This is a genomic window from candidate division KSB1 bacterium (assembly GCA_022562085.1).
Taxonomy (GTDB): Bacteria; Zhuqueibacterota; Zhuqueibacteria; order Oceanimicrobiales; family Oceanimicrobiaceae; genus Oceanimicrobium.
The window spans coordinates 1-7423 of record JADFPY010000226.1; the positions used below are offsets into that span (position 1 = coordinate 1).

The 7423-nt window shown below is 44.4% G+C and carries 7 protein-coding genes; all 7 read left to right on the top strand.

Annotated elements, in window-relative coordinates:
- Nucleotides 1-223 precede the first annotated feature (223 nt).
- Entirely contained in the window at nt 224-1474 is a 1251-nt protein-coding gene (locus IH879_16135; protein MCH7676456.1) for a hypothetical protein, read from the top strand.
- A 2-nt stretch (nt 1475-1476) separates the two neighbouring features.
- Entirely contained in the window at nt 1477-2976 is a 1500-nt protein-coding gene (locus IH879_16140; GenBank protein MCH7676457.1) for a glycosyltransferase family 39 protein, read from the top strand.
- 2 nt (nt 2977-2978) lie between these two features.
- Nucleotides 2979-3851, top strand: coding sequence for a glycosyltransferase family 2 protein (locus tag IH879_16145; GenBank protein ID MCH7676458.1), 873 nt, complete (start codon nt 2979-2981; stop codon nt 3849-3851).
- Entirely contained in the window at nt 3838-4554 is a 717-nt protein-coding gene (locus tag IH879_16150; protein MCH7676459.1) for a class I SAM-dependent methyltransferase, read from the top strand. The genes IH879_16145 and IH879_16150 overlap by 14 nt, the downstream gene beginning before the upstream one ends.
- A 2-nt stretch (nt 4555-4556) precedes the next feature.
- Entirely contained in the window at nt 4557-5888 is a 1332-nt protein-coding gene (locus IH879_16155) for a Coenzyme F420 hydrogenase/dehydrogenase, beta subunit C-terminal domain (GenBank protein ID MCH7676460.1), read from the top strand.
- Between the two features lie 98 nt (nt 5889-5986).
- Nucleotides 5987-6931: a flippase-like domain-containing protein gene (locus IH879_16160; protein ID MCH7676461.1), complete on the top strand. Its 945-nt coding sequence runs from the start codon at nt 5987-5989 to the stop codon at nt 6929-6931.
- A gap of 2 nt (nt 6932-6933) precedes the next feature.
- Nucleotides 6934-7423: NAD-dependent epimerase/dehydratase family protein (locus IH879_16165; GenBank protein MCH7676462.1), on the top strand; the 490-nt coding region annotated here is incomplete at its 3' end.

The window sequence follows — 7423 nt, forward strand, 5'->3', positions numbered from 1 at the left end:
TCAAAGATCGATGACGGTATCGTTACCTTGGTCGGGTCGGCCGAGGGCGGAATAAACCGCGCTCACAACATTTTCGTCAACCCGGAAAGTGGTTTTGCGTACGCCTGCGACTCCGACCTAACGCGCGGTTTCGTGGCGTTCGACCTGAGCGATCCCTCTGATCCAATCTCTGTCAGTTTCTGGAGCGAGACCGCAGCCCACGATGTTTTCGTAACAAATTACGATGACTGCCCGTACGCCGGTCGACAGGGTCCTTGCGAGATCGTTTTCGTTTTCGCCGGCGGGGTTTCATCTGGGCGCAAAGAGACTGTTCCTGGAGGGGCGCGTCCAGGTCGAAGAGGTGCCGGCACAGACGCAGCTCAGCGACGACGCGACGTTCGACGACTACCCGGCCATCGCGACCGGGCCCGATGGGGCGGTGTGGACGGCGTGGGTGAGCTACGGGCGCGATTCGGATCAGGTGCTGGCGCGGGCGCATCGTGGCGACGCGTGGGGCGAGGTCGAGGTGGTGTCGGAGCGGCCGGGGGATCACTACCGGGTCGATCTGGCGTTCGACGGGCAGGGCCGGCTGTGGGCGGTGTGGAGCGAGCAGCGGGCGGGGAACTGGGATCTGTACGCGCGTGTGCGCGGCGGCGAGGGGTGGGGCGAGGTGCGGCGGGTGACGACGGCGCCCGGCCCCGACATGCACCACCGACTCGCCAGCCGCGGCGGGCGCGTGTACCTGACGTGGCAGCGCTTCGGTGCGCAGGGCAGGTCGGACATTCATCTGGCCGCCTCGCAAGGCGACGGCTTTGGCGCACCGGTGCGGGTGAGCCCGTCGCGAGCGAACGACTGGGAGCCGACGGTGGCGGTCGCGCCGGACGGAACGGTGTGGGTGGCGTGGGACAGCTACGCGCGCAAGAACTACGACGTTTTCATCCGCGCGTACCGGCACGAAGGCGGTCGGCTGACGGCGGCGAGCGACGTGCTCGAGGTGGCGGCGTCGCCGCTCTTCGAGTCGCATCCGTCGATTGACGTGGACGCGGCGGGGCGGGTGTGGGTCGCGTACGACGAGGGGGGCATCCAGTGGGGCAAGGACACGGGCTACCGGATGAAGCGGAGCGGCTCGGGGCTGTACATGGAGCGGTTCGTGCGGGTGGTGTGCATGACGCCGCAAGGCCGGCGCGTGCCGGCCGAGGCGATCGAGTCTGAGTTTCCCTACGAGGTGCGGCGGTTCAACGACTATCCGCAGCTTCAAGTCGACGCCGACGGGCAGCATATTCCTTCTGAAATTGAGAAGTTATTAAAACCTTTAACTGAGGAAGAATTTGATGTTGTTATTGGCTCACGATACCTTGATAAAAATGATTATCAAACAACGTTTTTGAGACGTGTCGGAGCAGTTGCCCTTTTAAAGAATGAACTTCAGACTAAAAGTGAAAGCGAGGCTCCTGAGTCGAATAATGTTAAAAGCAAAGACACATCCAACAGGTAAGCATGAAAAAGAACTGGCAAAATAGTCAATGGGTTGAATATTCCGTCTTAGCGGTGATTACCATTGCAGCTGCGTTTTTAAGATTCTATAAACTTGGAGCATGGAGCTATTGGATCGATGAGTACTATTCACTCGAATCGTCTCTCAGACCCTATTTGCAGAATTTGAGCAAACCGTTTTGGCTCATCACCAAGACGTCATTAGACTCTTTTGGGATCAGTGCAATTTCTTTAAGATTGCCGCCATTTGTTTTCGGAGTTTTAGCAATTGTCGCGTTGTACTTTCCGTTCAAAGCTATTTTTGGTAGGAGGGTTGCGTTACTATCCGCCTTTTTTATGGCGATTTCCCCATGGCATATTTATCTTTCACAACTCGCGAGATGGTATTCGTTGCTCTTACTTATTAGCACTGCTGCTTTGATTTCTTTTTACTTTTTTATCGAGCGCAATTCATTAAAATATCTCATTCTGTCAATCATAACTTTTTTGTTTGCATTTATGCTTCATTTGACCGCTGGATTCATCATTATGATTGGAGTCGCCTACTTATTTTCCCTGTCTCGAATAAAAAATATGCAACCGGAGCGATTTGATACCAAGAAAATCAATATCCTCTTTATCGTTTTGATTTTGGGCGCAATTGTGTTAATGCCCAAGTTCCTTGAATTTGTGAAAGTTTGGAATGAGATTCAGTTAAGGGATGGTTACTGGGGAACCACGCCGGTAAACTTTGCCTCAAAAGTTCTGTACCACCTGACCCCAACGATGGGCTTTGCGTCGCTGCTTGGGCTTATCCTTTTACTATTTTCAGGGGGCAGAAAGGGATTGTTTATTTCAATTTTCGCCGTGCTCCCGGGCGCTCTGCTGATTTTAGCAGCTCTGTTAAAAACCAACATCAGCACTAAATATATATTCTTTACGCTCCCGGCCTTGTTATTGGGAGCTAGCTTTTTGTGCATCTACGTGATTGATCAAACTCAAAAGTACAAAGCCATTGTTTCAGTCGCCATCATTGGATTGGTTGCCATTCCTTCTTTAAAAACAGATTTTCTGTACTTCTCCAGTGGTTATGGTAACCGCGATCGATTAACGGAGGCTGTTCAACATATTCAGCAAAAATGGCATCCTACTGATCAGATTTTTCCGCTTTATTTTTTTCCGAACCCGGAGAGGGCTCAAGATTATTTAAAAACAACCGCTGAATTAATTGATTTTCACATAGAAGATGAACAGATCCTGTTTCCTGAAACGCCTGAGGAACTTGACCGAGAAAGAAGAATTTGGGTGGTCACGATTGGTAAACCTTTGCCGCCTAATTCAACCGGATTTTATGAGTGGGTCTCACTGAAGACAAATATGGTAGCAGAGTTTAAGGCAAATAAAGGACCAAAAGATAATACAGTGCGAATCTATTTGCAGCGTCCCTTAAAGAAGGATCAGGGAATTAATAAAATGGCTTTTGATTCTTCAAAACATCAAACATTGGATATAAGGGAGTATTGACGATGCAAAATTTAACAGTGGTCATCCCAGCTTACAACGAAGAGCACGGGTTGACCAAAGTTCTACCTGAGTTGATCGAAAATCTTGAAAATGGCTGGGAAGTTATTGTGGTCGATGACGGCTCGACCGACAAAACCGCGGAGATTGTTAAAGGATATAAGAAGATTCAACTCGTTAAACATCCTTATAATAAAGGATATGGCGCGGCTTTAAAAACCGGAATAAGGGCTGCAAAGAATGAAGCTATTCTTTTAATGGACAGCGATGGACAGCATTCTATTAAAGATTTTCATCGCATCATCAAGAAATTTGGTGAAGACGATTATGATCTGGTGATCGGCGCACGCTCCACCGAAGCCTACCAAGTCAAAACCAGGGTTCCCGGTAAGTTTTTGTTAACCAAAACAGCCGAGTACCTTATGGGGACAAAGATAAAAGATTTGAACTCCGGTTTACGAATATTTAAAAAGAGCAAAGTCGTGCCGTTTTTTAATATTCTGCCAAACAGCTTTTCGTTTTCGACAACCTCGACGCTTGCCTTTTTAAAGGAAGCGTTCAATGTCGCATATATTGACATTGAGACCGAGAAAAGAGAAGGTAGAAAAAGCTCTGTTAAATTTGCCAGAGATGGCTCTCGAACTTTATTGCTGATTACTCGCGTTATTATGTTGTTTAATCCCCTGAAGATTTTTTTCCCGGTTTCAGTTTTAACTTTTGCTCTTGGGGTGCTTTGGGGATTATACGGCGTTGTCATTTTTCAACGCATTCCAAACAGTTCGGTGATTTTGATGGTCTTTGGTATGTTCCTTTTCTTTTTTGGCATGCTGGCTGATCAAACCGCCTCGATTCGGAGACAGATTCATGTATCGGAATAAGTTCTCTGAAATCGAAGTTCGGCAATTTTGGGATGAAGTGAGCGAGATCTATGATGTCGCCAATGATGACATTGGCGGTGCTCATTATCAGCGATTTAAATTTGCCATAAATTATATCCCTGAAAAAGGTCATTTGAATTTACTTAATGTTTGGAGCCGAACCGGAAATGCGAATGCCTTTCTTTTAAAACATAATCCGGAGATCAAAGTTTTTAATGCTGAGGTTTCTCATAAATTAATGCAGATTGGCTTGAAGAAGCAGAAATACAAAACCAAAAAAATATCACAGGTCAGGCTGGACATTTTACCTTACAAAAACGACAGTTTTGATGCTGTATTGTCGTTAGAAACCCTCGAGCATTGTTCGCAGCCTCTGTTATTCTTGCAGGAATTAAGAAGAGTGTTGAAAAAGGATGGCGTGTTGGTCATGAGTCTGCCGCCGGCGACGGCAGAGTTTGCCCTGCGCCTCTATGATTTATTTTGTTTCAATCATGGCGAAGGGCCGCATCGATTTCTTCCTTCGCGAAAAGTGAAGAAGCTTTTGAAGACGGCCGGGTTTAATTTATTAATGCACAAAGGAACACTCCTGATACCGGTTGGACCTGAAAAGTTGAAAGCGCTTGGTGAAAAAGCGATCGATAGATTTCAAAATACATTTCTTTCAGAATTCGGGATCCGACAATTTTATATTTCAAGGGCGTAGAGATGTCATCCAATTCGAAGATTGAAAATATTCAGGATATTGTTAATAAGAATCTTTGCCACAGGTGCGGAACTTGCGTGGGTCTTTATCCCGACAAATTGGAGTTTGTTGACGTGCTTGACAGCTACAAAGTTAACGTGAAGTCTCCTTTAACCGCTGAGGAGAATCAAAATATAATGAAATATTGCAGCGGTCATGAAGTTGATTTTCCGGAGTTGAATAAAGCGTTGTTTGGGTCAGAGTATGACGCTAATAATTTCATCGGCCATCACGAGAATCTCTATATTGCGTTTGCGAAAGATCAGGAAATAAGATACAACTCGGCGAGCGGAGGGATACTATCACTTCTTCTGATCTATCTGCTCGAGTCAAAGCAAGTTGACGGAGCAGTTGTTTTGGGGATGGACCCGGAGCAGCCGTGGCGGGTGAAGCCTTTTATCGCGAAAACCCGAAAAGAAGTCATGCAATCTGCTCAAAGCAAATATGTGATCAGCAGTGTCAATGAAATACTCCCGGAGATTTTAGATTTCGATGGCACTCTGGCTTATGTTGGCTTGCCGTGCCAGGTGCACTCTTTAAGAAAAATGATGCTTGACAACCAGTATAAGTTGTCAAAGATCAAATATATATTCGGACCGTATTGCGGTAATACGCTGCACTACTCTTCTTTAAAAAGTTTCTTAAAGAAAATGAAGGTCAAGGATATTTCCGAAATTAAAGAGCTGAATTTCAGATACGGTGAATGGCCGGGGAATATGCGCGTCGTTACAAAAAGCGGCCAAGAATTTCTCATGCCAAAATTCCATGCTAATTATTTGATCCCTTTTCATATTGAATCGAGATGCCTGACCTGTACCGATCTGTCGAATGAATTTACGGATATTTCAAGTGGCGACGCCTGGGCGCCCAAGTACGAAGAAAGAGGCAAAGGCTTTTCGATCATGGTGGTTCGCAGCCAAAAAGGCAAACAACTGGTCGATGAGCTTATTGAGAAGTCCCTTGTGGATGTTGTGGAAATTGAGCGCAATAAAGCAGTTGAGATGCATTCTCATGGGTATGATCTGAAAAAGAGAGGCGCATTCCTACGAATATCTTTTCTAAAGAAACTGCACAAAGGTGTTCCGGAATATGGGTATGAAGTCAAAACCTCCAATTCGACCAGAATTGTATTTGAACTTGTTTTAGATTTTTTATTCTGGATATGCAAACAGAAAATATCCAGGAATATAATTGATCTGATTCCTCATAAAGTTGTCGGTAAAATCTTTGAAAAAACCAGAAAAGTTTGGAAAGGTATAACCAAGGAGATTAAGAAAAAAGATCTGGTTGAATAACTACTGTCTGACTGAAAAATTTTGTGAAGGGTCGAAGAATTCTGTTTTCACATTACGATTTTCCGGTTAGACACAATCAATTATTTTGGATAGAAATTTTGAGCAAGCACCTAAAAAAACTTAAGAACCTGATCGGGCCGGTCATTCTTATCTATTTTCTGATAAAGATTGACTTTGGCGCTTTGAAAGAAGTTTTAACTGGAGTCGATCCTATCTTCTTTGCAGCGCTGATGATCTTCTTCCCCATGATGATGATAAAAACCTACCGGTGGCTTGTTCTACTGAAAAATTTCGGAGTCAACATAGATTTTTCGAATTTGTTCAATCTGAACTTGAAAGGCGTCTTGTACGGTTCAATCACTCCGGGCAGATTAGGAGAAATTTCCAAAGGCTATATGCTTGGGAAAATGAAATACTCGTTGTCCTCGTCAATTGTCTCGGCCGTCCTTGACAGAATCGTGGATATTTTTTTCTTGCTGGGTTTTGGCCTATTTGGTTTTTTTTATTTTTATAAAGAATTTCAGATTGATGTGGTTTTATTGGTAATTGTCGTCGGTGGAATCGCTGCTGTCTCGGCGTTACTGCTGAACCGGCGAGTTCGCTTAAAAATTACAACGTTCATTAGAAAAAAAATAAAAGATGATGATGGCGACGTTATCCAATCTCTGAAAGAAATCAAGAAAGATAAGATGTTGGTTCTGTCGGCTTTATCAATATTGGCCTGGGTATTGTATTTCTGTGAAATATTTTTATTCAGCGAATCTCTTTCTATTGAAGTGGATGTAATTTTTCTGGTGTCTGCGATTAGTGCGTCCACGATAATCTCGATACTGCCCATCTCGATTCTTGGAATGGGAACACGCGACGCGACTTTGATTTTTCTTTTTTCAATGAAAGGTATCGCAACGGAAAAAACTCTGGCATTGTCATTTTTAATTTTATTGATGTTCGGCTTTAATATTTGTGCTTGTTATCTTTATTCGTTAGTTTATGATTTAAAAAATTACAAAAACTATAATGTGATATCAAAAGGAGAGTGTTAAATATGGCATATTATTTAGTTACCGGCGGCGCAGGCTTTATTGGTTCAAACATCGTTGAAGAATTACTGCGAAGAAAGCACAAAGTACGGATTTTAGACAATTTTTCAACTGGTAAAAGAGAAACTGTAGAGTTCTTGATTAACAAAGCTTCAAAACTTCAAAATTCTAATGGTAAAAAAACCAACGGAAATGGTAACTCAAACCTGGAAGTATTTGAGGGAGATCTTCGTTCGTATCATATCGTAAGAGAAGCTGTAGATGGTGTTGATTATATTCTGCATCAAGGGGCGCTTCCCTCGGTTCCACGGTCGGTTGGCGATCCAATCACAACGAATGAAGTCAATGTGGTTGGAACTTTAAATATCTTAAATGCCGCGAAGGAGGCCAAAATCCGCAGGATTGTTTATGCTTCGTCCTCCTCTTGTTATGGTGATTTGGCGCAACTGCCAAAAACCGAGGATATGCTTCCGAATCCTCTTTCTCCGTACGCGG